23 protein-coding genes and 1 pseudogene are annotated in these 21,713 nt (G+C 50.5%); 13 read left to right on the forward strand and 11 right to left on the reverse strand.

Going from position 1 to position 21,713, the window contains the following annotated elements; genetic code table 11:
- Nucleotides 1-22 precede the first annotated feature (22 nt).
- The 4 genes from tnpC (ACK3CJ_RS06965) to ACK3CJ_RS06980 form a co-directional block, all read right to left on the reverse strand.
- Nucleotides 23-1,633, reverse strand: a complete 1,611-nt coding sequence (tnpC, locus tag ACK3CJ_RS06965; protein WP_409525724.1) for an IS66 family transposase — start codon at nucleotides 1,631-1,633, stop codon at nucleotides 23-25.
- A 44-nt stretch (nucleotides 1,634-1,677) separates the two neighbouring features.
- The gene (tnpB, locus tag ACK3CJ_RS06970) at nucleotides 1,678-2,046 is read right to left on the reverse strand and encodes an IS66 family insertion sequence element accessory protein TnpB (RefSeq protein ID WP_409525725.1); all 369 of its coding nucleotides are present in this window, start codon (nucleotides 2,044-2,046) and stop codon (nucleotides 1,678-1,680) included.
- Nucleotides 2,046-2,354: an IS66 family insertion sequence element accessory protein TnpA gene (gene tnpA / locus ACK3CJ_RS06975; RefSeq protein WP_409525726.1), complete on the reverse strand. Its 309-nt coding sequence runs from the start codon at nucleotides 2,352-2,354 to the stop codon at nucleotides 2,046-2,048. Before tnpA ends, tnpB begins: the two co-directional genes overlap by 1 nt.
- Nucleotides 2,355-2,435: 81 nt before the next feature.
- Complete coding sequence (locus tag ACK3CJ_RS06980) at nucleotides 2,436-2,570, reverse strand: SDR family NAD(P)-dependent oxidoreductase (protein ID WP_409525727.1); 135 nt, start codon at nucleotides 2,568-2,570, stop codon at nucleotides 2,436-2,438.
- A gap of 106 nt (nucleotides 2,571-2,676) precedes the next feature.
- Here ACK3CJ_RS06980 and ACK3CJ_RS06985 point away from each other — a divergent pair, with 106 nt between their 5' ends.
- Nucleotides 2,677-3,018 (forward strand): winged helix-turn-helix transcriptional regulator, encoded by a 342-nt coding sequence (locus ACK3CJ_RS06985; protein ID WP_409525728.1) that lies wholly within the window; start codon nucleotides 2,677-2,679, stop codon nucleotides 3,016-3,018.
- Between the two features lie 36 nt (nucleotides 3,019-3,054).
- Here ACK3CJ_RS06985 and ACK3CJ_RS06990 read toward each other — a convergent pair whose 3' ends face one another.
- From ACK3CJ_RS06990 to ACK3CJ_RS07000, 3 genes are all read right to left on the reverse strand, one after another.
- Nucleotides 3,055-4,179, reverse strand: a complete 1,125-nt coding sequence (locus ACK3CJ_RS06990) for a DUF5924 family protein (RefSeq protein WP_409525729.1) — start codon at nucleotides 4,177-4,179, stop codon at nucleotides 3,055-3,057.
- Nucleotides 4,180-4,619: 440 nt separating this feature from the next.
- Nucleotides 4,620-4,898 (reverse strand): hypothetical protein, encoded by a 279-nt coding sequence (locus ACK3CJ_RS06995; RefSeq protein ID WP_409525730.1) that lies wholly within the window; start codon nucleotides 4,896-4,898, stop codon nucleotides 4,620-4,622.
- A gap of 4 nt (nucleotides 4,899-4,902) precedes the next feature.
- Complete coding sequence (locus ACK3CJ_RS07000) at nucleotides 4,903-6,087, reverse strand: WD40/YVTN/BNR-like repeat-containing protein (protein ID WP_409525731.1); 1,185 nt, start codon at nucleotides 6,085-6,087, stop codon at nucleotides 4,903-4,905.
- A 447-nt stretch (nucleotides 6,088-6,534) separates the two neighbouring features.
- Here ACK3CJ_RS07000 and ACK3CJ_RS07005 point away from each other — a divergent pair, with 447 nt between their 5' ends.
- The 6 genes from ACK3CJ_RS07005 to ACK3CJ_RS07030 all read left to right on the forward strand — a co-directional run bounded on the left by ACK3CJ_RS07005 (nucleotide 6,535) and on the right by ACK3CJ_RS07030 (nucleotide 11,205).
- Nucleotides 6,535-6,795, forward strand: coding sequence for an EF-hand domain-containing protein (locus tag ACK3CJ_RS07005; protein WP_409525732.1), 261 nt, complete (start codon nucleotides 6,535-6,537; stop codon nucleotides 6,793-6,795).
- Between the two features lie 297 nt (nucleotides 6,796-7,092).
- Nucleotides 7,093-7,836 carry a Crp/Fnr family transcriptional regulator gene (locus tag ACK3CJ_RS07010; protein ID WP_409525733.1) on the forward strand — a complete coding sequence of 248 codons (744 nt, stop codon included), beginning with the start codon at nucleotides 7,093-7,095 and terminating at the stop codon, nucleotides 7,834-7,836.
- A 194-nt stretch (nucleotides 7,837-8,030) separates the two neighbouring features.
- Entirely contained in the window at nucleotides 8,031-8,798 is a 768-nt protein-coding gene (locus ACK3CJ_RS07015) for a substrate-binding periplasmic protein (RefSeq protein ID WP_409525734.1), read from the forward strand.
- Nucleotides 8,799-8,914: 116 nt separating this feature from the next.
- The gene (locus ACK3CJ_RS07020; RefSeq protein ID WP_409525735.1) at nucleotides 8,915-9,433 is read left to right on the forward strand and encodes a hypothetical protein; all 519 of its coding nucleotides are present in this window, start codon (nucleotides 8,915-8,917) and stop codon (nucleotides 9,431-9,433) included.
- A 140-nt stretch (nucleotides 9,434-9,573) separates the two neighbouring features.
- Entirely contained in the window at nucleotides 9,574-9,945 is a 372-nt protein-coding gene (locus ACK3CJ_RS07025; RefSeq protein WP_409525736.1) for a PRC-barrel domain-containing protein, read from the forward strand.
- Nucleotides 9,946-9,996: 51 nt separating this feature from the next.
- On the forward strand, nucleotides 9,997-11,205 hold the full coding sequence (locus tag ACK3CJ_RS07030) for an IS256 family transposase (protein ID WP_409522710.1): 1,209 nt from the start codon (nucleotides 9,997-9,999) through the stop codon (nucleotides 11,203-11,205).
- A gap of 223 nt (nucleotides 11,206-11,428) precedes the next feature.
- On the opposite strand, the gene ACK3CJ_RS07035 is transcribed toward ACK3CJ_RS07030, so the two are convergent.
- On the reverse strand, nucleotides 11,429-12,268 hold the full coding sequence (locus tag ACK3CJ_RS07035) for a BON domain-containing protein (RefSeq protein ID WP_409525737.1): 840 nt from the start codon (nucleotides 12,266-12,268) through the stop codon (nucleotides 11,429-11,431).
- A gap of 291 nt (nucleotides 12,269-12,559) precedes the next feature.
- Between ACK3CJ_RS07035 and ACK3CJ_RS07040 the strand changes: the two genes are divergently transcribed.
- The gene (locus ACK3CJ_RS07040) at nucleotides 12,560-12,940 is read left to right on the forward strand and encodes a DUF1287 domain-containing protein (RefSeq protein ID WP_409525738.1); all 381 of its coding nucleotides are present in this window, start codon (nucleotides 12,560-12,562) and stop codon (nucleotides 12,938-12,940) included.
- 775 nt (nucleotides 12,941-13,715) lie between these two features.
- Here the strand turns inward: ACK3CJ_RS07040 and ACK3CJ_RS07045 are convergent.
- The gene (locus ACK3CJ_RS07045; RefSeq protein ID WP_409525739.1) at nucleotides 13,716-15,029 is read right to left on the reverse strand and encodes an IS1380 family transposase; all 1,314 of its coding nucleotides are present in this window, start codon (nucleotides 15,027-15,029) and stop codon (nucleotides 13,716-13,718) included.
- A 600-nt stretch (nucleotides 15,030-15,629) separates the two neighbouring features.
- Between ACK3CJ_RS07045 and tnpC (ACK3CJ_RS07050) the strand changes: the two genes are divergently transcribed.
- The gene (gene tnpC / locus ACK3CJ_RS07050; protein ID WP_409524409.1) at nucleotides 15,630-17,066 is read left to right on the forward strand and encodes an IS66 family transposase; all 1,437 of its coding nucleotides are present in this window, start codon (nucleotides 15,630-15,632) and stop codon (nucleotides 17,064-17,066) included.
- An 11-nt stretch (nucleotides 17,067-17,077) separates the two neighbouring features.
- On the opposite strand, the gene ACK3CJ_RS07055 is transcribed toward tnpC (ACK3CJ_RS07050), so the two are convergent.
- Entirely contained in the window at nucleotides 17,078-18,421 is a 1,344-nt protein-coding gene (locus tag ACK3CJ_RS07055) for an ATP-binding protein (RefSeq protein WP_409525740.1), read from the reverse strand.
- Complete coding sequence (locus ACK3CJ_RS07060; protein ID WP_409525741.1) at nucleotides 18,418-19,077, reverse strand: response regulator; 660 nt, start codon at nucleotides 19,075-19,077, stop codon at nucleotides 18,418-18,420. Before ACK3CJ_RS07060 ends, ACK3CJ_RS07055 begins: the two co-directional genes overlap by 4 nt.
- Nucleotides 19,078-19,238: 161 nt before the next feature.
- On the opposite strand from ACK3CJ_RS07060, the gene ACK3CJ_RS07065 reads away from it, so the two are divergent.
- The 4 genes and pseudogenes from ACK3CJ_RS07065 to ACK3CJ_RS07080 all read left to right on the forward strand — a co-directional run.
- Complete coding sequence (locus tag ACK3CJ_RS07065) at nucleotides 19,239-19,559, forward strand: PepSY domain-containing protein (protein ID WP_409525742.1); 321 nt, start codon at nucleotides 19,239-19,241, stop codon at nucleotides 19,557-19,559.
- A gap of 96 nt (nucleotides 19,560-19,655) precedes the next feature.
- The gene (locus tag ACK3CJ_RS07070) at nucleotides 19,656-20,942 is read left to right on the forward strand and encodes a ferredoxin reductase family protein (RefSeq protein ID WP_409525743.1); all 1,287 of its coding nucleotides are present in this window, start codon (nucleotides 19,656-19,658) and stop codon (nucleotides 20,940-20,942) included.
- Nucleotides 20,943-20,986: 44 nt separating this feature from the next.
- The gene (locus ACK3CJ_RS07075) at nucleotides 20,987-21,457 is read left to right on the forward strand and encodes a DUF2271 domain-containing protein (protein WP_409525744.1); all 471 of its coding nucleotides are present in this window, start codon (nucleotides 20,987-20,989) and stop codon (nucleotides 21,455-21,457) included.
- Between the two features lie 37 nt (nucleotides 21,458-21,494).
- Nucleotides 21,495-21,620: pseudogene (locus ACK3CJ_RS07080) on the forward strand (VIT1/CCC1 transporter family protein); the annotation flags it as partial.
- Nucleotides 21,621-21,713 lie beyond the last annotated feature (93 nt).

The following is a 21,713-nucleotide window of genomic DNA, read 5'->3' on the forward strand; positions in this document are numbered from 1 at the left end:
CTCTAAATCGACACTCTTGCCTTCAGTCGAGCTGCGCCACCTTTTTTGAAGTACGCTCCAGCTCAGTATTCCAGGGCAACAACTGTTCCAGCTTCTCCAGTGTGTCAGCTTGTGCGATGCGCTCCAACACATACTGGATATACGCTGACGGCTCCAGATCGTTGGCCTTGGCCGTTTCGATCAGGGAGTAGCAGGTCGCACTGGCACGAGCGCCCTGCGGTGTGTCTGCGAACAGCCAGGCCTTGCGACCCAGTGCGAACGGGCGGATCGCATTCTCGGCCAGCACGTTACTGATGTGCAGATCACCCCGTTCACAGTAGCCGATCAGATAGGGCCACTGGTTTAGCGTGTACTCCATCGCCTTGCGGGTCAGCGAGCCTTTCATCACTTTATTGACGTTATTCTCCAGCCAGGTTTTGAACACGGCGAGTGTCGGCAAGCTCAGTTCCTGACGGATGCGATAACGCTCGGTTACACTCAGATCCTTGATCTGACGTTCAATCGCATAGAGCTTGCTGATATGACTTAATGCCATATCAGCCTTGGAGACAACGGCCTTTTTGCTTTTACCCTTTGCCTGTGCCGCTTTGGAGGCTTCAACGAACTTGCGACGCGCATGATCCCAGCAGCCGATGCGGGTAAGACCATTAGCCGTACACACCTGCCCATAGCCGGAGTAACCATCCGCCTGCAGGATACCGGTGAAGTCATCCAGCAAGCGCACCGCCACACTGCCAGCTCGTGATGGATCGTAGTCGAACAGCACTGAGGGGTGGTCGGGTGGACCACCCCGTGTCACCCACATCCACTTGTCGGACTGAGCCGTTTTACCATCCTCCTTCAAGACCTGGATACGGGTTTCATCAGCCTGCAGGTAGTCACTGCTGTTCTGTACCTCCCGCATCAGGTTGATCAGTGGTTTGAACACCTCATCCAGGCGGATGATCCACTGCGCCATGTTGGTACGGCTGACCTCATGACCCAGGCGCCTGAGCATCTGTTCCAGCCGGTACAGCGGCAGACCATCGGCATACTTGGAAGTGATGATGTAAGACAGCAGTGACGTGGTGGCGATGCACTTACCCAGTGGATGAACCGGACGCTGAGCGGCGATGATGCGCTCGTCACCTTCCTGCTCGAACACGGCTTTCTCCTGCCAGTACTCCAGCACCTTCAGTTGTGCCGGAATGAACTGCAGTTCTTCCTTCACCTTGGTGAAGAACACCTTGCTGGCACCGGCTTTCTCTTCATCAGAGAGAGTCAGTTCAATGCGCTCACGCAGCAGCGTATCGGAGAAGCCACGCTGACGGCACTTGCGTGCAGGCTTGGGGGCATCGGCTTCTACCACGTCCTCGGGTAGCTGATCGCGCAGAAGGTCGATTTCGGCTTCCAGTTCAGGTTCGTCGAAGAGATGGATCTGGTGAGCGGACTTCTCACTGCTGGCGGCGAACTTCTGAATGTTCTTCAGACGCAGGAGCTCTTCGAGGATCTGGATATACTGGTCGCGCTGTTGGACAACAGCATCTTTAGCCGCTAACTGCTGCTGAAGTCCTGCCACAACCGATAGCAGTTCAGCGGCAGACAGGCCGCTGAGATCAGGTGTGGTGGCAGGCTTTTCAGATGGTAATTTCATGTGCAAATTGTAGCAAAAACAGCTGGTTGGAGCACGTAAAAAAGCTATCCAACCGCGTCATATTGCAGGGTTTTATGTCCCTTCAGCAAGGTGATGTCGTAGCCATCCAGCAGCCAGTTGATCTGCTCACCGGTCAGTGGCATCAGTTCCTCCGAGGCGCGTGGCCACTTGAACTTCTCCTCAGCCAGCGCCTTGTAATAGAGCACGAAGCCGTTGTCCTCCCACATCAGGCATTTGATCTTGTTACGCTGGCGATTGGTGAAGGCGTAGAGCGCGCCGGTAAAGGGGCTGCGCCCCAGCTCCTGCTCAATCAACAATGCCAGACTGTTGGCCTGTTTGCGGAAGTCGATCGGCGCACGGTAGAGATAGATCTCCGGTATATCGTGTGCCGGACGCAGGTAGCGGCTACGCATCACAGCTGCCTCAGAATCGAGCCCAGCAGATTAATATTCCCGGCATGCAGGCCAGTAATCGACACACCACCGGGTAGTGATAGTGTCAACTCCGCCGGGGAGTGAGAGCTTTGGAGCGGTGTGACTTTGGCAAACCCTGCCACCACGTCGGGTTGTGCATGATCATCATGTGTCAGCTTTTGGCGCCAGTAGACAAACTGGTGATACGAGAGTGCGTGCTGTTTGCAGAATGCGGCACCGGACAGATTCGATGCCTGCCAGTCTGCCATCTGTTGCTGCCAATATTGCTGACGTTCGTGAGTGGTCATCACTTGATTCCTAGATACTATTGCGATGGAATCAGTGTGACGTGGCAGGATCATGGAATACAGGTGCTGGTTTATGGGCGCTTACGCTTTTTCCAGCTTGGGCAAATTGTTTCCGAGAATGATGGTGTCGATGCCCTGGGCTGCCAACTGTTTTGCGGTGGCTAGCCCCATGCCACTTGAACCACCAATGATTAGTGCAACTGTTGAATTACTCATGAGTTATCCCCTGAATGTGTTAATGTTAGGGGCTAATTTAGCTAAGAATAAATTTATTCGACAGTAAGTACATTTTGGTAAGGTAGGTACTTTTTGGTATATGTTGATGAAAAATAAAGAAAAAATAATCCAAAGAAAAGCGGCGCCAGATAAAAGCTTTCGAATGATAGAAACTGTATACGGTTGTAAGTGGTCTCTCACGATCTACCAACTCCTGGCAAATGGTATCAATAGACCCGGCGAAATGGTACGCAATGTAGACGGCTTAACCACTAAGGTGCTCAATGAATGCTTACGGAAAAATACTCAATTTGGAATTCTAGAGCGCTTTTCCTATAACGAAGTGCCACCCAGAGTTGAGTATAAGGTTACTGAGTTCGGCACTAAGTTCATGCGTATACTGGATGACCTTGAGAAGCTGCAAAATGAAATTGATAACGGAATATAACAGACGTTGAACCAAGCGACTGTCGCGCGGTAGTGTTCATAGGCTCTCTTCTAACGACGTCTCTTCAGTCTGCTCGGGCACCATGATTTTCTCCGGCGTAATCTGTGGCTCGGTAAGGGAGGCTGGCTGCGGCGACGATTCGGTGACCGTAAATCGAGTGAGACCCACTAATTGGCCTGAATCGGTAATTACGCGTACCTGCCACTGGCCTACCGGATCGGCAGGGAAGTTGCTCTTGTGTGTCCAGGCTCGGTACCCCTTATCCCGGCCACCACTGATATCCAGCGTAATGCGGTCTTTTTCTTTGCCATCCATTAACCACACATGGTGAATTTTTTCGCGCAGGCCGCGTGGGGCGCGAACTGATGTCCAGGCGTACAAACCCTCCTGATGGAGGCGGCTGGCAGTAATCTGTTCGATGCTATTGCCGGGTTCTCGTTTCTCTCGATCCACATGCTGAGAGAGGGTGATCCCCGTCAGACGCAGCGCTGCCGGTGGAATCCACTCTCGTGCCATCCAGGTTCCTACCGCCATGGTGATCAACATAAGCACCAACACGGGAATGCGCCACCAATAGCCGTTGGGCAAAAGCCCGCGAAGGCTAGGCAAGCTGAACAGTAGCGCCAGGGCGAGCGCTAACCACAGGCTTTGGCCAGTGCTCAGATGGAATATCAGCGGAATGACCACCAGGAGCACTGCAAACAGCGTCAAGGCATGATAGGCGAGAAACAGCGAGCGGCGCGGTGCCAACCATTTGTAGTATATCGGGTCCACCAACGATACCAGTGCGCAGCCTACTAAAAGCAGAGTGAACCCCACCTGCCCATGGTCCCAGGTAGTCACTGCAAGGAAAAAGGGTAGAGTAAAGAACAGACTTTCCTGATGCACCAGTTGGGTCACATAACGCATCACCGCAGGTGGCATCTCAACCCCAAAGCGCTTCATGATCCCTGTTCGCAGCCAGTTTTCAAGCAGCAGCCACGCCCAGCCCGCCAGCATAATAAGGGCAATGACCTGGGCCAGCGACTCCTTGCGCTCCACCAGGAAAAAACTCGCCAAGCCCGACAGAAAACCAAAAATAGCAATCAAGCCCGGGTGTCTTTTTGCAAAGTCGACCAAGCGAGTGGCATGACCCAGCATGGCGGGGCGAAGGGATATCATGGAGGGTGTGTCCTGCGGTTAAAGCTGGTGTTGATTGGCCAGCGTTGGGCCAAGAGGCAAGCATAGTAACATTAATTATTCCTGTGGTGGGTTGTTACTCGTTGTCTAGATGCTGACGACTACTCAATGGGATAGAGGGGCAGCCCGTATGGACAGACACCAATAAAAACGAAAATGTAAGGGTGAAATCCTAACGTAAACCAAGAAAGGAAAGAACCACCAAAACGATAACTACTGCACCTACGATATAGACGATACTGTTCATGAGTAACTCCTTCTGTTCACATGTACGAAATTGGTGGCGCCGTCTTCCGTGTGGCGCGCAATGTAACTCCCTGTTCAGGCAACTCCTTCGCCTCATCTAAGCCCAGAATAGGGTATCGGTTTGGGCAGGTCTGTTCGCTGGCGCACGGAGTTGCAAAAAGAGAAAATTATTTGCACTAACCGCCACTCAGGGCCTGAAAGATGAACAGGGTGTCCTCTTCCTGCACGCGGTCGCTGAGCGCTTTGCGATCGATGACAATGGTGTCGTTGATGCACAGCTTTACATGGCGGCGCATGGCGCCGCGCTCATCCAGAATATAGTCGGTGAAGCCGGGTGCCAGCTCATTGATGCCGTGCAGGACTTCGGCTACCGAACCTGATGGCAACGTGATGACCTGATCTTCCAATTGCGGAAAGAAGCGGTAGAGGTGCGAAGTCATTTTAACCGTCGGCATAACATCACCCGAAGCGAACGGAGTAGATCGGCGGGAAGTTATTACCGAGGCATTGCCAGGTGTCACCGCGATCTTCCGAAACGTAGGCATTACCGGTAGTGCTGCCAAAGCAGAGACGGTCGCCGGAAACATCCAGTGCGTGACGGAACACGATGTCGTGCGCATGTTCCTGCGGCAGGCCCTGACGCAACTCCTGCCAGCTTTCGCCGCCATCGGTGGTACGGGCAACGAAAAGGCCACCGTTCAGGGTCATTCGCGCCATATCCGCTCGCGCGGGTACTACCCAGGCGGTACGGCCATCCTGTTCATCGACAGCGATCGGGAAGCCGAAGTGCACGCCAGCTTCCGGCACACTGACTTTTTTCCACTGCTTGGCGCCATCGTTGCTGTAAAACACACCACAGTGGTTTTGCTGCCAGAGATGCTCCGGCTGGCCTGGGCATTGGGTGATGTAGTGCGGGTCGTGGCCCCAGTCGGCGGCGGGGTTGGGCAGGTAATCCATCAGCATGCCCTGGTTGCGTCCGGACCAGGTTTCGCCGCCATCGGTCGATTCAAGCACGCCTGCGGAAGACACGGCCACATGAAGGTGATTCGGGTCGCGTGGGTCGACCAGAATGGAATGGATGCCGGGTTCGAATACACCGTAATCGATACTGGCCGGTGTGCCGCCCCATTGGTTCTCGCTGGTGGCATCACCTGCGAACAGGTCGCCACCTCGGCTTTCATGGTTCCACAAGGGGCGATTGAGCGTCCAGCTGTCGCCACCGTCATCGCTGATAAAGAGGCCACCGGGAATGGTGCCTGCGTAGACGCGCCCGGGCTGGTTCGGGCCACCGAAGGTCAGATACCATATCTTATATACCGTCGCGTTGGCATAGTCCGGCTCACCCGTCGGAGCTTCCGCTTCGAAATCAGGTGTAGGCAAGTATTGTAATATGTGGCGCGCACCTTCCGGATATTTCAACGTGCTCAGATCTTCCCAGGTCTTGCCGTCATCGCGTGAGCGGGATAATTTCGGCCCCCAGTGGCCGTGGTCCAAAGATGCCCAAAGAGTACCATCGCGAGGGTCACGGGTGGCATAGCAGACGGGAATGCCGGCATGGAGTATCGGTCGCGCTTGCCAGCCAGAGGCTGTTCGGTCGAGGATGACAGTGCCCTTGCGGGTGCCTAGTATCAGGGTATCAGACATGGTTTGGCCCTCAATCTGTTCTTGTTTTCTGCGCATTCTCTGTCGAACAGTGCGCCCTTTGGGAGCCGGTTCAATCCAGGCTCGATAGGCTCCTTGACTACTAGTCGAATGGAAAACTTAAATTTAGACAGGGTGGCAAAGAAAAACAAATGACTTTTTGGTCATTGGTAAGGGTTACTGGTCGCCAATTATCTGTCGCCAGAAAGAGACATCTTAATATGTTGTTTTTTAATGATTTTTTAAATATCACCACAATCATGTCGCTCAGTTGCGACATCGACGCCACTGATTACTCTGTCTCTTACACCACAAATTTATATAAGAGGTTGTTTTTAAAGTAATTCAAATATGCTGGCATGTATCCTGCTCTATCCACTACCGAGGCGACACATGCATTAACACTTTTAACTTGCCTCAGTACTTATCAACTACAAGGAGTATTTTGATATGAATAAATCACTGATTGCTGCATCTGTTTTACTGATGTCCATGACTGCTTTTGCAAATGAAGAAGGAATGGGAGCTAAGGGTGAAGTAAATGCCGAGGCTCAGGCTGCCTTTTCGGCTCTGGATGCCAACGGCGATGGTGCTATTACACCTGATGAAGTTCAGGCTGATCCAGAGCTGATGACTCGTTTCGACGAAATCGATGCCGACGGTAATGGCGCCATTACCCTGGAAGAGTATACAGATCACCTGGCGCGTTGATCTCAATCAGGCTACTCATGCTCGCTTTACTGCCTCAGGTACAAGAGGCCGTGAGTAGCCTGAAGATCCATCTGCAGGATCAGCACCTGCTCCATTTATGAGTCCTATATTTTAAATTCATTTCAGTGGCACCGCGCAAGGAGTCTATAGAGTCGCGAAGCATGGTTTTTCGAGGTGTCCATATGTACATAGGGCCGTCAATCGAACTATCGCAAGGAGGCAACTTGCATGAGCTTTTTACACTCACATTCAAACTCACATCCACATTCTCACTTACACTATCCATTCACGAATCACTTGAACGACGCCTTCCCGGACGAAGTCAAGAACCGCCTTTTACCACACCTCAAGTTGGTCGAGTTGCCTGCTGGCAAGATACTTTTTGACGCCAACGAAAAGGAAAACTTCGTCTTTTTCCCGATCAATTGCATTATCGCACAGACATACATGACACAAAGTGGTGCTTCCAGCGAAATCTCCATGGTTGGCAGTGAAGGTTTGATAGGGCTTTCCTCACTCTTGGGTGGCGAAAGCACCACGAGTCGCTCGATTGTACTGAGCGGCGGTTATGCCCATCGGCTGCCAAGTCAACAATTGAAGACTGAATTCAATCGCTACGCAGAATCATGGGAGCTGATTCTGCGCTACGCGCAGGCGCTGATTACGCAAGTGGCACAAACGGCCGTGTGCAATCGCCATTGCAATCTGGACCACCGGCTTTGCACCTGGTTGTTGCTACTGTTGGACAGACTTGAGGGCAACCAACTGACAATGACTCAAGAAATGATCGCCAATATGCTCGGAGTGCGGCGTGAAGGCGTCACTATAGCCGCTGGTCAGCTGCAGAAGCTTGGCATTATCGAGTGCCAGCGTGGTCATATCACTGTACTGGATCGAGCTGCTCTGGAGGAGCGTTGCTGCGAGTGCTATTTTGTAGTTCAGAAAGAAACCAACAGGCTTTTACCCTATCTGCAGCAGGACGAGACAGAAGGACAGGAATGGAAGTTCCCGGCAAGCGCTCTCAAAGCAGAGACATATTAAGATAGTCAAACGAATGAGCATAGGAGGGCACATACTGTTGTGGCAAGTGTTCGGCACGATTGTGAGCGGATGCTACACTGAAACCTGATCTCTAAAGAAGAATGCATCCGAGTTGTGGGCATGCAGCTGATATATGCATTCCAGGGTCAAAAGTATTGTTTCATCTGCATGCCACAGAGAAAGAGAGCCGCTATATGAAACATCATGTTATCAATGGCATGATCGTCACACTGTTTTTCATGATAGGGGCACTACTGCCCACACCCATCTTGGCTGAAACTCCCTCAATCACTCTCCATTATAACGAACGTGTCCCGTATCTGGTCACGACTCCTCAAGGAGAAGCTACAGGTTTGACAGCGACTCCTGCCCAGCAGGCATTTGAGCTTGCTGGGATACCATTTGTGTGGGAGCTCACACCCTCCAAGCGTCAAATGCAAGTGGTGCAAGAGAACGAAGGGTACGATTGTCTGGTGGGATGGTTCAAAAATCCGGAGCGGGAAAAATTTGCAAAATATACCCTGCCGATATACCAGGACCAACCGCAGATTGCTATCGCGCGCGCGGATAATTCCGAGCTGCGTAGTGGGATGAGCGTGGACGAGCTTTTGTCGCATCCAAAACTGTTCATGGAGGCGAAGGATGGGTATTCATATGGCAAATTTCTTGATGAAAAGATCGCACAACATAAGCCCAACATCGAGAAAGCGATTGTAGAAAACATCCAGATGTTGATGAAAGTTCAGGTTGGACGTAGTGATTATTTTTTTATTGCTCCTGAAGAAGCCGATGGATTGCTCGCCTTATCGAACTTTTCGAAAGAGGATTTTCAATATGTGACCTTTTCCGATATGCCTCAAGGGGAATATCGGTATATTTTGTGTAGCCAGCAAGTCAGCGATGCGATTATTCAACGACTAGATGCAGCGATTCAGGAAAAAATTCTGCCGACGTTGCTGTAACGAATGATGGTGGCAGTGCTGATTGGCTGTGTGCGATGTCGTACAGACCTGCATGCTCCTTATGAGGATACTAATGATTTATCCGTTTCTAACGGGCTATCCTCAGGAGAAGGACCATGAATGAAAATCGCCATTATGTATCCGGTTTTTTTGCCTACCACGATGATGCAGAGAGAACTCTCTCCATACTGATTGATCAGGGCTTGCCACGCGAAAGGATGAGTATCTATACCGACGCTATGTCGCCTCCGTCTGCAAAGGAAGCAAAGAGCGACAACGTGCTGAAAAATATCATGGTTGATGGTGCCGTTGGTACCGCTGTGGGTACTGGCATCGGCGCGCTAGGCAGTGTGGCGCTAGCGGCGACAAGTGTGACGTTGTTCGTCGCCAGCCCGGTAGTCGCTCCGTTGATGCTTCTCGGTTGGGGGGCGAGTATCGGTGGTTTGATCGGGGCTGCGGCTGGCGCCACGGAAGGTGTGGATAAGAAAGAGGGGTGGCTTTCCGATTTGGTCAGCGATGCCATTTCCCAAGGCCATGTCGTGCTGGTGGTTGAAACCCTGAATGAGCAGGAAGCGGCGACAGCGAGAAGGGTGATGCAGGATTCGGTTGGTGAGTGTTCTGACCATCAGACATAAAGTCTGCTGTGAAATAGTTTCGATTATGAGGGCCACCGCACATACGTCTTAAAGCTGCTCCCATAGACTTAATGGAGTCGTAGGCATTCACATTTTTGGCCGACGATTTGTGGTTAAGTCATTAATATAAGGAGATACTCATGATCAATGAAACTAATGGTGCCGGCAGCGTTTTAAATAAACACCTTAATATCGGTAGCCCACAATTGATTAGCTTTGATTCACTTGACGGCAGCAATATTCATAATCTTCAGGGAGATGATCTCGGAGACATCAAGAATATAATGCTGGATATCTCTACCGGACATGTGGCGTACGTCGTACTTTCATTCGGAGGCTTCTTTGGCTTGGGTGAAAAGCTGTTCGCGGTGCCTTGGAATGCATTGACGCTGGATGCTGATCAACATCGTTTCACGTTGAATGCAGATAAAGAAAAGCTGAAAAATGCGCCAGGCTTCGACAAAGATAACTGGCCAGATATGGCTGATATGGACTGGGGAGCCTGTAAATAAAACTGTGTAAACCGTCTATCATAGAACCCTGACAGGGTAAGGATAGACAAGATGAACAGGAAAGAGCTGGAAGCCTTCGCACGCGAGGCTGCGAAGGGCCTCAAAACTGAGAAGGATCTGAACGAGTTCAGCCAGATGCTGACCAAGATCACCGTTGAGGCGGCGCTGAATGCCGAACTCAATGAGCATCTGGGCTACGAGCGCCATCAGCCCTCTGACAATACGAACAGCCGCAACGGTCACACCAGCAAGACCCTGAAGACCGAAGACGGCCAGTTTGAGCTGAACACGCCTCGTGATCGCGATGGTAGCTTCGAGCCGCAGCTAGTGAAGAAGGGCCAGACCCGCTTCACCTCGATGGACGACAAGATCCTCAGCCTTTACGCGAAGGGTATGACCACCCGGGAGATCGTCGCCACGTTCAAGGAGATGTACGATGCCGACATCTCACCCACCCTGATTTCCAAGGTAACCGAGGCCGTCATTGAGCGCGTAGTCGAATGGCAGTCGCGGCCACTGGACCCCGTATATCCTATCGTCTACCTGGACTGCATCGTTGTCAAAATCCGACAAGACAAGCAGGTAATCAACAAAGCCATCTACTTGGCCCTGGGCGTGAATCTCGAAGGCCACAAGGAGCTGCTGGGCATGTGGCTCTCGGAGAACGAGGGTGCCAAGTTCTGGCTCGGCGTCCTCACAGAGCTCCAGAATCGCGGCGTGAAGGACATTCTCATCGCCTGCGTGGATGGACTCAAGGGCTTCCCTGACGCCATCAATGCGGCGTACCCGCAGGCCCAGGTTCAGCTCTGCATTGTTCACATGGTTCGCAATTCAATGAAGTACGTGCCCTGGAAAGACTACAAGGCAGTGACCGCCGACCTGAAGCGCATTTACCAGTCGGCCACGGAAGAAGAGGCGCTGCAGGCGTTGGACGAGTTCGCGGAGCGCTGGGACGAAAAATACCCTCATATCAGCCGCTCCTGGCGCAACCACTGGCCCAATCTGAACACGCTGTTCCGCTACCCGCAGGACATCCGGAAGGCTATCTACACGACCAACGCCATCGAGTCCCTGAACAGTGTTATCCGCAAGGCAATCAAGAAGCGGAAGCTATTCCCGACAGACGACTCCGCGCGAAAAGTGGTCTATCTCGCGATCATGGATGCGTCGAAAAAGTGGACGATGCCAATCAGAAACTGGAAGGCCGCACTGAACCGGTTTATGATCGAGTTCGAGGATCGCATTAGCGACTACGTATAACCCCGGCGGTTACACAGAATTATTTACACCCTCGGACTGGGGTCATCAGATCCATTCCTACTATGGTACCAAGCACTATTCAGAAACGCTTCGCTAGTCAGGCGATTGTCTTCAGACACAGGCTCAGTGAACAGCTGAGTCTGTTAACAAGTTTACCTGGGGCCGGTTAATCCGGCTCCAGGTTTTTTTGACTCTGATCATGCGCTTTTGTATCAGGCCTCATTCAAAGTAAAGAGCCCAGATCCGTAGCAATGACACTTTTTACCCCTTTGATATTCTGAGCAAGCTCAACAGCCAGCGCATTTTCTGTACTGCTTTGTGTCGTTCCATTCAGGGTAACAATCCCATCTTCGGTTGAAACATTGATATCAGAACTGTGGATGTTCCTGGACATTAGAAAGGTAGACATCACTTTAGTGGTGATCCATGTATCGGAGATAGCCTGTCCTGAACTGATGTCCTCATCACTACCGGTTGCAGCAGTCTTGGCGTCTGGATCAACTGTCATCTGATTGTCTACTGACCGGACGCCTCGGGTTCCGAGTGCCAGCTTATCAATCTTGGATTTCGTTTCATCGCTGTCTGTCGTGCCCGCAATCGTGACTACACCCTTGTGAGTTTCAATGTCACTATCCAAGCCGTCAGCGAAGCTGCTCCACAGCAGTTTTGATTTAACTGCGGCTGTGATTGAGGCATCGTCAACCACTTCTCCGAAACTGCGCTCATTGTCAGTGCTTGCTTCCATCACATAGTCGGCTTGAACTTCAATTTCGTTGTCTACAGACTCTATGCCTTGCACACCCAGTGCTATCTGCTCTGCCAGCTCTTTATATACATCTTCATCGACTATACCTGTCAGCGTTGCCTTACCATCAACAACTTCTATCTCAATGTCATGAGCCCGCAGGTAGGGACTCAAAGCGTAAGTTGTTTCGATCTGCGATTGCTGACGGGCACTGTTCAAGCCATCTGAATCCTCTGTGCCAAGTGCAGTTGCGCTTATACCTGCGAGCGCAAGGGAAACGCTGGATGCCAGTAGCAGTCTTTTAAGATTATTTTTCATATACTTCTCCATTACTCATCATTCGATCATAAAGAAGTTCTATGGTAGACCTCGAAGATAGTGCTGATCTGTGCCCTAGCGCACTGAGTCTGTCGTGTTTGCCCATGATGGCCGCTGGATGCCTTCACTGAATGTTAATTTTTCTGCCGAATACTTCATCAACTATGCTGTAATGCAACCTGGTTGCTAACCTTGGGGATAGGGCCATGGGTGTCACTACAGTTACCTTCTGGCAGAAGTTGAAGAGGTGCCAGTGCCTGACTTCGTTTACACTTAATATAGAGATTATTGATGTCTAGATTCATCACTATTGCAATCGTACTGATAGCCCAAAATTGCTTCGGAGCGAATTTTGAGCAAGATCTTGTGGCTGCTGCTATCGATCGAACAAAGCACAATATCACCTACAATGGAGCATATTTTGCCATTGACTATCCGAATGGCGACGTACCCGAGAACTATGGCGTTTGTACCGATGTTATTATTCGGGCATATCGTGCAATAGGTACCGATCTGCAGGTATTGGTTCATGAAGATATGGCTGAGAATTTTTCTGCCTATCCCTCAAAAAGAATATGGGGACTGTCACGTACTGATAAGAATATTGACCACCGTCGTGTTCCGAACTTACAAACATTTTTTTCCCGTCACAATATCAGCATCAGCCTCTGAAGAAGCCTTTGGTTGTGAGAATGCTCTGACAACAATCTAGATTAACTATTGCGCCTCACTGGAGCTCGACCTGGCTCTGTTGTAACTCTTGCCATTACACTTCTCGATTGGCAGTGGGGAGGTTACTCCCCATTGCCGTCAGTGATCTTGATTGGTCACTGTATCTTTTAGATCTTGACGGTCATACGCTTGAAATCCACAGTGGTTACCTTCAAGCTCGGCTGGAGCCACTAAAAACCCATCCATATCAAGGGTTGGTTTGGCTGTAAGCAAAAGACTTGGCACCATTACAGGTTTTTTCGATTGAACTCTCTTCAGGAGTCACCCACGTTTATCCGGTAATAATTGCCTATAGCCATGAGAAATTTCCTTTTCATATTAGTATTTTTACCATTATGTTCACTGGCAAGCGAAATCCGGCCGTTCGAGTCTGATGGGTGTAGCATGTTTCCAGATGGAACAGTTCAGCAGAGCGAATTATGGCTATCGTGCTGTATGGCCCACGATTACACTTACTGGAAAGGCGGTACATACCAGGATCGTGTGGCAGCAGATAGGGCACTAGAGGCTTGCGTATCAACAGTAGGAGGGCCAGAAATCGCTCTAACCCGAATATTTCATCCGGCTCTTAAGTGGAGGGCCAGACAGCCCAATTCTGTCCGATTTGCTGAGCGCACCCCGGCGCGCTGTTTGTTTATTGATCAATCAGCATGATCAGAGCACAACTTCCCCTTACCCCATTGTTTATTCCGTGCCGGGAGCAGCACAACTGACGTTATCCTGATGCCATTTTGGCGGTGATTTTCTGGAACAGCTCCTGATCCGGATAAGTGCTATTCATCATGATACGGATCCGGCGGGTGTTGCGGGTGATGACGGCACCGATTTTCAGTAGTCGGGTACGCAGCGTAGTCACCTGAGCTCTGGCATAGCGAGTGCCACGCAGATAACCACTGCGCAACCTTTCCAGTAGCACGTAAGCCAGGCCGGATAGCAGTAAACGGTACTGATTAGGCCACCAGTCATGGCAGCTGGTTCTGTCAGAGAACAGCCATTGCTGTTCCTTGATCCGGTTCTCCATATCACCCCGCAGGCAGTAACGCCGGTCATATAGCCACTTGGCAGAGCCTGACAGACTGGTGACAATATAACGGTTGTTGTCGCCCAGTGCAGTGAACTCGGCTTTGACGATCACTTTTCGTACGCGCTTCTTCCAACTGCGTGCCGAGTACCAGAGCGTCGCAAAGCAGCGCTGTTTTTCCTGTGTGGCCTCGCACGCGATAGCCGCGCGGTAACGGGTATCCAATGCCAGTTGATCCAATCTGGAGTTCTTGCCGATACCAACGACATAATCGACACCGTGGCGTTCACACCAGCTCAGTAGTCGTGGCCGACAGAAACCGCTGTCGCCTCGAAAAATGATCTGCGCCTGCGGCCACTCGGCGCGAAGCCGCCTGACCAGTAGGGCCAGAATGGCCCAGGCATGCTTGGCTGCGTCAACAGACGCGGGGCGCAGATAGCTCACCAACAGTTTCTGCCCGCAGAACACGAATAGTGGTAAGAAGCAGTAACTGTTGTAATAACCATTGAAGTGGCGGCCTACCTGCTCTCCATGCACCGTATCGTCAGTGGCGTCAAAGTCGAGAATCAGCCGTTTTGGTGGCTTCCTGTACGAGCGAATGAATTGCTCAACCAGTTCTTCATGCATGGCCACGGCCCAGGCTCGATTGGCGTTGAGTTCGAACCGGCACAGGGTGGACTGACTGGCCAATGCAGTATCGCTATCGACAGCGGTCTGAAGCGCCAGATCATGCCGCAGCGTTGTGTGATCGTTGAGGTCTTCATACCCCATCGCCAGTCCGTAAACGCGCTGTCGAATCATGGTCTGCGCCTGATGTCGGCAAAGAGATGGGTTACGCGGATCAGTGATTTTACGGGCAATTGAACGGGTCAGGTTCAGCTCCCGGTCGAGTTGTCGGAGCAGGATCACACCTGCATCGGCAGTGATGTCACCACCGTCAAAATTGATCTCGATTTTACGGCCTTTGCAACGTGGAAATAGGTCCCGGGTAACAGTACAATGTGTCATGGGCGATCCGGTTGTTATATTTAGCTTAAGTACCTGAATTATAGCAAAAAACCGGGTCGCCATTCTTGTTTATGCTGCAATATTCGGGCTAATTATGCTGGCTGGTGTTCGAGTAGGTGGCACACCTTTTTTTCCCTTCAGGTTTCGGTGGGGGTATGGCTGACCATTTCCAAGAGGCTATAAAGCTCTAACTGAAGACGAACAAAAGCAAATTGAAACAATCGACAGGGAGAATTAAGCACTTATGGTCGCGTTGATATTGCCGGACATGATCCGTTTTAATGATCAGAATCTGTGTAATAGTGACGTGCTACAGCTATTCAACTTAAAACTGAAGTATCTATTCAGCCCAAAATAACTAAAAAAGTACTTGACAGTGTTTTTGGCTAAAAACGTCCAGATCTCATCGCCGCCCTGGCTTCCATCATATGTACTTACCAAGCGCACCATTTAGCCCCGCAGTCGTTACAGATCAGACGATATCACTCCCTGCGAGGATGAATGCTTAAAACCGCTTAGAACGCATCACAGAGCGAAAAATCCGATCTGAAAAAAGCGTGCGATAATAAGCCATCAAACAGCAGGATTCAGGTCTATCTCATGAAGATCAGTGATATTGATGTCGACGCGATCATAGCGAATGCAAGGCAGCAACTTAAAGATGATGCATCTATTTCTCCATCGTTACGATCAACGTTTGAGATACTCCTGTTAATCATTCCAATCCTGCTAGGACGCGTCAACACCAACAGTCGCAATAGCAGCAAACCCCCGTCTCAGGATCCTGATCGCGTTAAAAAAGAACGCGCTAAAAGTGATCGTAAACCCGGCGGCCAACAGGGGCGTATCGGGAAAACATTACAACCCGTGGATGATCCAGATGAGATCAACGTTGTTAAAATCGATCGTCGCACCTTGCCCAAGGGGAGCACTTACACGTTCGCTGGCTATGAGACTCGGCAGGTCTTTGATATCGATATCAGTCGTCTCGTCACAGAGTACCGTGCTGAAATCCTTGAAGATGAACAGGGTAATCGTGTCACCGCGCCCTTTCCAGAGGGTGTGAAATCGTCAGTTCAATATGGCCCTGTATTAAAGGCTCATGCGGTTTACTTATCCCTGTATCAGTTACTGCCGTATGACCGCGTACGTGAGTACTTTGAAGATCAGCTCAGTATTCCGTTAAGTGTCGGTTCGTTATTTAACTTCAATAAAGAAGCCTTCGATAAAGCCGCGCCGTTTGAGTCATGGGTCAAACAGCGTCTGACTCAGGCGCAGGTGATCCATGCCGATGAAACCGGTATCAATATTGGTGGAAAGCGTCATTGGCTGCATTGTGCATCCAATGAGTCACTCACGTGGTTAGCACCTCACTCAAAACGAGGCAGTGAAGCCATGGATCAGATCGGCATCTTACCGCGCTTTACCGGTACGCTGTGTCATGATCACTGGAAACCCTATTACCGCTATACCGATTGCCAGCATGCACTGTGTAATGCTCACCATTTGCGTGAACTTGAACGCGTCTGGGAGCAGGACAAACAAGCCTGGGCACAGCGCATGCAGACATTACTGTGCACCATGAATGATGCCGTCATCAATGCTGGCGGGTCAGTACCTGCCGATCAAGCGGAAGGTTGGCGTAAAGCTTATAGAGACTGTTTAAAGAAAGCGGATATTGAATGTCCGCCACCCGATGAAGTACAACGAGACGGCAAACGCGGTCGCCTTAAGCGCTCAACGGCACGAAATCTACTTGAGAGGCTGAGGAACTTCGAAGCCGATGTGCTTAGATTTTTAGAGGATCCCCATGTGCCCTTTACCAACAACCAAGGTGAACGGGATATCCGGATGCTCAAGGTGCAGCAGAAAATATCAGGGTGCTTCCGGTCGCTGGAAGGTGCTCATATCTTCTGTCGTGTCCGGAGTTATTTATCGACTGCACGCAAGCAAGGAGTCAGCGGCTCGCAGGCTATGGCATCACTTTTTAAAGGAGAGCTGTTACCTTTTATGAATGCTGCCGATGATAATAAATAAACCTGCTGGGTCTATAATGGCTGAATAGTTACAAACTGAATAGGTAGCTGAATCACTGCTTCAAACCCTCTGTCGGAATTACTCGCTGGCGACAATAACTGTATTTGTCCACCCATCCCCTTTACCAGAGCGTCTACAATAGCTAACCCCAAGCCAGAGCCTGGAAGGCTGTCAGAAGCACGAAAGAAACGCTCGTGCAGGCGCGACAGTTGGTCTGTATTTAATGGTTCACAGGCATTCACAACCCGTAGTTCACCCTTCACGCTCAACTGCACTGTAATCCTACTATTCGCTTCCCCATGCTTTATGGCATTTTCAATCAGATTTTTGACCAAAATGGAGAAGGCATCGGCATCGATACACGCTTTGATCGCTTGCTCAGGAAGCTGCAGTTGCAGGTTTTGTACCCCTGACCGTTGATACTCATCGGCAATCAGGGACAATAACAGACTTAGATCCTGAGGTTTATCAGTCAACAGTGCACTGCTATCAGCTTTAGCGAGTTGTAACAGTTTATCTGACAGGTTTACAAGATGATTGAGCGTCGTGACTAACTGACCCGCTTTTAACCGCGAAACTTCATCGCCCAGTGTTTTTTCTAAGCGTTGAGCCTGAGCCATCAGAGTAGCCAATGGTGTACGTAACTCATGTGCCGCATTGGCGGTAAAATGACGCTCAGACTCCAGGGCGGTTTGCAGGCGCCGCATGAGCTGATTAACCGCCTGCCTCATGGGTTCCAGCTCATGCGGCAGATTCCCGGGCGTGACTGGGGTCAGATCGCCGGCGCCTCGCTGGGCTAATTGCGTACCATATTGCCTGACGGGCCTGATCACTTGGCGCACCAGAAAGATGGCCATCAGCAAGCACAGGGGCAGTAACAGCAGTAAGGGCATGGCCAGGTTCAGTAACGTGTGCATAACCGCCTCACGACGCTTGTCGAGTGGCTCAGCCACTTGTATGAAGTAGCGCCCCTGGACGGCTGATACAGTAAAAATCCGATAACCCTCCTGACTATCAAAGCCATCTCTCAGAGGGATACTGAAGGATTTTTGCCGGGCCGTATGCGACTGCAATAACACCTGACCCTCAACATTGCGCACTTGATAGGTCAGGCGTTCTTCATGAGCGCTCAGTGCAGGTAACTGCTGCAGCAATTTCGCGTCTTCCCGGTTAAAAATTTCAACTAACGCCAAGGGCAAGATGCGCTCAGCCGTTTCCTGCAAGGCACTATCGAAGGTTTTATTCAGCTCTTTATTTAATTGGATACCAGCCAGACATAACCCTAGCAGCCATACACAGGTCACCAGAATCAGCAGACGTAAAATGAGTTGTTTTTGCAGGCTGATCGATTTCATCCACGTGGCATCCTGTAGCCCATACCACGCAGGGTTTCGATGCAACTTTTACCTAACTTTTTACGCAAACGGCTGATATAGACCTCAATGGTATTGCTTTCGATTTCAGCACCAAAGGCATACAGGGCATCTTCCAGGCGTGAGCGGGTTAAGAGTTGCCCTGGGTGCTGCAAAAAGGTTTCGAAAATGGCCCATTCACGCGAGGTCAACTCAACTGGCTGCCCCGAATGGTAAACGGTTCGATCTGCCAAATTGACCTGCAAGTCTGCCAACACAATATTCGGGTTGGGGTTACCGCTATAGCGCCGTGCCACTGCCGCCACACGCGCCATCATTTCATCAAGATTAAAGGGTTTAACCAAATAATCATCGGCACCGGCATTGAGTCCACTGATACGGTCAGCAATCTGGTCTTTGGCGGTCATAATAATCACTGGTAGAACGCTACTCGTTTTTCTTAATTGCTGCAGAAAATTCAGCCCGGAACCATCAGGGAGCATCAAGTCCAGCAGTAACAGATCATAGTCTGTGCTGCGCAAACAGCTTGTAGCGGCCTCTATACGCATCACCCAGTCAACGGCATAGCCCTCATCCTGTAATTGATCACGGATCGCTTCGCCAAGACCTGCTGTATCTTCCACCAGGAGTATTCGCATAATATCTTCCCAAAAAAACTATCTTAACCCGCTTTTCTGACAAGAGCCTGAATCGTTATTATTTTTTCACCCTGGGTAAGGTTAGCTGTTCAGGTCACTGTCAGGAAAGTGAAGTAAAGTCACCCAACACTAACAAACAACGCAAAAATTGGAGAGCCACCATGAAAAAAGTATTACTACCCCTGCTTATCGCTACTTCACTTACAACCGGAGCGGCGTTTGCCAGTGATGATTGTGATGATCCTGTTGATAGCTGGCAACCAGAAGAAAACCTGCAACAGAATTTAGAGAGCAACGGCTGGCAAGTTGATCGTATCAAGATCGACGATGGCTGCTATGAAGTTAAGGGCGTTGACACGCTTGGGAACCGCTTCGAGGCAGTATATTCACCCGCATCACTGGAAATACGTGAGCTGGAGATAAAATTCAATAATCAGGGCTCAGCCGAAGATTACCTGGATAGAAGTGCAATCACTCGTTAAAGCGAATACCTGATTCTTAAGCACCACAATTCACTCTTTAAGGTTGCTGTCAGGATGGCAGCGCAGAATGGATTCTAAACCTAAAGGAGTGTACTCATGTCAAATCTACGTTTACCCCTGAGCCTGCTGGCACTACTGACTTTACAGTTAAGTGTCTGGCAGTGGGGGCTCAGCTATGAGCATTTACTCACACTCAGCGGCTTTCTTGCCATCAATTTTATGTCTCTCACTATGCTACTGGCAATGCGCCCTAAATGGTTGGAATTCCCATTGGGTGGCCTGGATAAAATGTATCATCTACATAAATGGACCGGTATTCTAGGCGCCGTTTTTGCCACGGCGCACTGGCTAATTGAAATGGCAGATGACCACATCCAGGATCTGTTTGGAAAGGAGCGTAGCCTGAGGGAAGCCCATTTTTCTGGTCTACTGGACAGTCTACAAGACTTGGCCGAGGATCTGGGTGAGCCGGGGCTTTATCTATTGCTGGCGCTGGTTGTCCTAACCCTGATCCGTTGGGTCCCCTACCGCTTTTGGCGCTATCTGCACCGGATCATGCCTCTCATTTATCTGGCACTGGCCTCCCATGCCGTATTGCTGGCCCCGCTAAGCTGGTGGCAACAGCCCACCGGCTGGCTGATGGCTGTGTTTATATTCGGAGGCTGTGTGGCGTCCTTACAATCACTGACTGGACAGATCGGCAAGACTCGCCGCTGGAAGGGTCTGGTTCGTGCCGTTCGGCAAGCATCCCACACAACCACTGAAGTAGTCTGTGAGATGGGAAAGAACTGGCCAGGACACAAAGCGGGGCAATTTGCACTCGTGACTTTCGACTGGAGTGAAGGCGCACATCCTTTCACCCTGGCCTCTACAGATCAGAAGGATGGCCTGCTCAGTTTTCAAATAAAGGCACTAGGTGATTATACCCGCACCCTGCCACATCGGCTTTACAGTGGAAGCAAGGTTACCGTTGAAGGCCCTTATGGCTGTTTTAATCCAGAGAAAGGCAGAACCAAAGCTCAACAGATTTGGGTGGCTGGTGGCATTGGTGTCACCCCGTTTCTGGCTGCACTGGAAAGTCGTCTGATCAATACAGACAAGACCTACCCAGCCGTGACCTTACATTACGCTACCCAACTCGCAACCGATGATCCCAATGCGGCGCGCCTGCAAACCTTAGTTGAGCAGTTGCCAGATATAACCTTGCAGATTCACCAAAGCCAACAGGGGCAGTGGCTGACTGCAGATCAATTACAGATCCATCACACCAAGGTCGATGTCTGGTTCTGCGGCCCACAGGGCCTGGCAACAACTCTTCGTAATGGCCTTGCAGACATGTCTATTTCATTACGCTTTCACCAAGAACGCTTTGAGTTCAGGTAAGGAAACATGACGAATTTAAACGACTAACTAACCAGATGGACACTATGAATAAACATCTGATCGTTGCAGGACTTGCAGGGGCAATAGCCCTTCCTGCTCTCGCACAGGCCAGGGAGGTAACCATCACCACGCAATTGAATAATTACCCTGGCGATGGTGCTTACCTTGCAATCTACCTTACGGACTCAGGCGGTGGATATCAGCAAACACTTTGGATTGCGGGCAAAAAGAGCAAGCATTACAAACATCTGAGTGATTGGGATCGCGTCAGTAACAGGAGTCTATCTGAATATGATGGGCTGACGGGTGCAAGCATTTCTCGTGGTCAAATTTTGCAAATAACTGTAGATATGGATGACTCACTGATCGATAGTGGTTACCAGGTGCGCGTGGACTCTGCAGTGGAGGATATGCGTGATAACCCAGCTGATATTATTGCCCCGCTGACTACTGCCGGGGCGGGTACACCTGTCAACGGATATGGATATGTACGCTCATTGACATATGATCTTTGAGCTAATTAATTATGGATAAGTGATTGAAGGAAATCATATGGGCCATAAAGAAATACATAGATCACATCGAGTGGGGTGGTTGCGTGCTGCTGTACTCGGGGCAAATGACGGCATTGTTTCTACGGCAAGTCTTATTATTGGTGTCGCATCAGCCAGCACGACGAGTTATAACTGAATCTGGTGTTCGGAAGAGTTGAAAAAAAGCGGCGTATCTGGTTGATTTGTAATCGCCAAAAAACGAATCAACAGAAGAGAT

This window comes from Nitrincola salilacus, from assembly GCF_046271865.1.
Lineage (GTDB): Bacteria > Pseudomonadota > Gammaproteobacteria > Pseudomonadales > Balneatricaceae > Nitrincola > Nitrincola salilacus.

Coding starts and splice junctions, on each gene's coding strand:
- ACK3CJ_RS07035 (WP_409525737.1), bottom strand. CDS start 12,268: ATGAAAAATAATCTTAAAAGACTGCTACTGGCATCCAGCGTTTCCCTT.
- ACK3CJ_RS06990 (WP_409525729.1), bottom strand. CDS start 4,179: ATGATATCCCTTCGCCCCGCCATGCTGGGTCATGCCACTCGCTTGGTC.
- ACK3CJ_RS06995 (WP_409525730.1), bottom strand. CDS start 4,898: ATGCCGACGGTTAAAATGACTTCGCACCTCTACCGCTTCTTTCCGCAA.
- ACK3CJ_RS06985 (WP_409525728.1), top strand. CDS start 2,677: ATGAAAAATAAAGAAAAAATAATCCAAAGAAAAGCGGCGCCAGATAAA.
- ACK3CJ_RS07015 (WP_409525734.1), top strand. CDS start 8,031: ATGAAACATCATGTTATCAATGGCATGATCGTCACACTGTTTTTCATG.
- ACK3CJ_RS07020 (WP_409525735.1), top strand. CDS start 8,915: ATGAATGAAAATCGCCATTATGTATCCGGTTTTTTTGCCTACCACGAT.
- tnpC (WP_409524409.1), top strand. CDS start 15,630: ATGAAGATCAGTGATATTGATGTCGACGCGATCATAGCGAATGCAAGG.
- tnpC (WP_409525724.1), bottom strand. CDS start 1,633: ATGAAATTACCATCTGAAAAGCCTGCCACCACACCTGATCTCAGCGGC.
- tnpB (WP_409525725.1), bottom strand. CDS start 2,046: ATGCGTAGCCGCTACCTGCGTCCGGCACACGATATACCGGAGATCTAT.
- tnpA (WP_409525726.1), bottom strand. CDS start 2,354: ATGACCACTCACGAACGTCAGCAATATTGGCAGCAACAGATGGCAGAC.
- ACK3CJ_RS07005 (WP_409525732.1), top strand. CDS start 6,535: ATGAATAAATCACTGATTGCTGCATCTGTTTTACTGATGTCCATGACT.
- ACK3CJ_RS07065 (WP_409525742.1), top strand. CDS start 19,239: ATGAAAAAAGTATTACTACCCCTGCTTATCGCTACTTCACTTACAACC.
- ACK3CJ_RS07075 (WP_409525744.1), top strand. CDS start 20,987: ATGAATAAACATCTGATCGTTGCAGGACTTGCAGGGGCAATAGCCCTT.
- ACK3CJ_RS07000 (WP_409525731.1), bottom strand. CDS start 6,087: ATGTCTGATACCCTGATACTAGGCACCCGCAAGGGCACTGTCATCCTC.
- ACK3CJ_RS06980 (WP_409525727.1), bottom strand. CDS start 2,570: ATGAGTAATTCAACAGTTGCACTAATCATTGGTGGTTCAAGTGGCATG.
- ACK3CJ_RS07045 (WP_409525739.1), bottom strand. CDS start 15,029: ATGACACATTGTACTGTTACCCGGGACCTATTTCCACGTTGCAAAGGC.
- ACK3CJ_RS07070 (WP_409525743.1), top strand. CDS start 19,656: ATGTCAAATCTACGTTTACCCCTGAGCCTGCTGGCACTACTGACTTTA.
- ACK3CJ_RS07055 (WP_409525740.1), bottom strand. CDS start 18,421: ATGAAATCGATCAGCCTGCAAAAACAACTCATTTTACGTCTGCTGATT.
- ACK3CJ_RS07025 (WP_409525736.1), top strand. CDS start 9,574: ATGATCAATGAAACTAATGGTGCCGGCAGCGTTTTAAATAAACACCTT.
- ACK3CJ_RS07060 (WP_409525741.1), bottom strand. CDS start 19,077: ATGCGAATACTCCTGGTGGAAGATACAGCAGGTCTTGGCGAAGCGATC.
- ACK3CJ_RS07030 (WP_409522710.1), top strand. CDS start 9,997: ATGAACAGGAAAGAGCTGGAAGCCTTCGCACGCGAGGCTGCGAAGGGC.
- ACK3CJ_RS07040 (WP_409525738.1), top strand. CDS start 12,560: ATGTCTAGATTCATCACTATTGCAATCGTACTGATAGCCCAAAATTGC.